Raw genomic sequence first — 1,567 nt, forward strand, 5'->3', positions numbered from 1 at the left:
AGCGTCACCCCGGTCGATGACAACTTCACCGATGCCAGCGAAACCGTGTCCACCCTTGAAGACACTGCCGTGACCGGCAGCGTCCTCACTGGTACCTCGAGCGTCGACGGCGACGTGACCGTGGTCAACTTCACCATCGGCACGAGCACTTACACCGCTGGTAGCACCGCGACTATCGCCAATGTCGGCACCTTGGTGATTGGGACGAACGGGGCGTACACCTTTACTCCGGCTGCCAACTACAACGGCAGCGTGCCAGTGGTCAGCTACACCGTCACCGACGGTTCCGGTAGCAATGTCACTTCGACCCTGAACATCAGCGTCACCCCGGTCGATGACAACTTCACCGATGCCAGCGAAACGGTCTCCACCCTGGAAGACACTGCCGTTACCGGCAGCGTCCTCACGGGTACCTCGAGCGTCGACGGCGACGTGACCGTGGTCAACTTCACCATCGGTGCGGACACCTACACCGCCGGCAGCACCGCGACTATCGCTAATGTCGGCACCCTGGTGATCGGCGCGAACGGGGCGTACACCTTCACCCCAGCCACTAACTACAACGGCACCGTTCCAGTGGTCAGCTACACCGTCACCGACGGTTCCGGTAGCAATGTCACCTCGACCCTGAATATCAGCGTCACTCCGGTTGATGACAGCTTCACCGATGCCAGCGAAACCGTCTCCACCCTGGAAGACACCGCCGTTACCGGCAGCGTCCTCACTGGCACCTCGAGCGTCGACGGCGATGTGACTGTGGTCAACTTCACTATCGGCACTAGCACTTACACCGCTGGTAGCACCGCGACCATCGCCAATGTCGGCACCTTGGTCATTGCGGCCAATGGCGCCTACACCTTTACTCCGGCCGCCAACTACAACGGCACCGTTCCAGTGGTCAGCTACACCGTCACCGACGGTTCCGGTAGCAATGTCACTTCGACTCTGAACATCAGCGTCACCCCGGTTGATGACAACTTCACCGATGCCAGCGAAACCGTGTCCACCCTTGAAGACACTGCCGTTACCGGCAGCGTGCTGACTGGCACCTCGAGCGTCGACGGCGACGTGACCGTGGTCAACTTCACCATCGGCACGAGCACTTACACCGCTGGTAGCACCGCGACCATCGCCAATGTCGGCACCCTGGTGATCGGGGCGAACGGGGCGTACACCTTCACCCCAGCTGCCAACTACAACGGCACAGTGCCTGAGGTCAGCTACACCCTCACTGACGGTTCCGGTAGCAATGTCACTTCGACCCTGAACATCAGCGTCACTCCGGTTGATGACAACTTCACCGATGCCAGCGAAACGGTCTCCACCCTGGAAGACACTGCCGTTACCGGCAGCGTGCTGACTGGCACCTCGAGCGTCGACGGCGACGTGACCGTGGTCAACTTCACCATCGGTGCGAACACCTACACCGCCGGCAGTACGGCGACTATCGCCAATGTCGGCACCTTGGTGATTGGGACGAACGGGGCGTACACCTTTACTCCGGCTGCCAACTACAACGGCAGCGTGCCAGTGGTCAGCTACACCGTCACCGACGGTTCCGGTAGCA

General features: G+C 60.8%; 1 protein-coding gene. It reads left to right on the forward strand.

The window, feature by feature from the left end:
• The coding region (locus UB23_RS21770) for a beta strand repeat-containing protein (RefSeq protein WP_045061354.1) at nt 1-1,567 on the forward strand (1,567 nt) is incomplete at both ends.

Origin of the sequence: Pseudomonas sp. ES3-33, assembly GCF_000952175.1 — a bacterium.
In the GTDB taxonomy this organism is placed as follows: Bacteria; Pseudomonadota; Gammaproteobacteria; order Pseudomonadales; family Pseudomonadaceae; genus Aquipseudomonas; species Aquipseudomonas gregormendelii.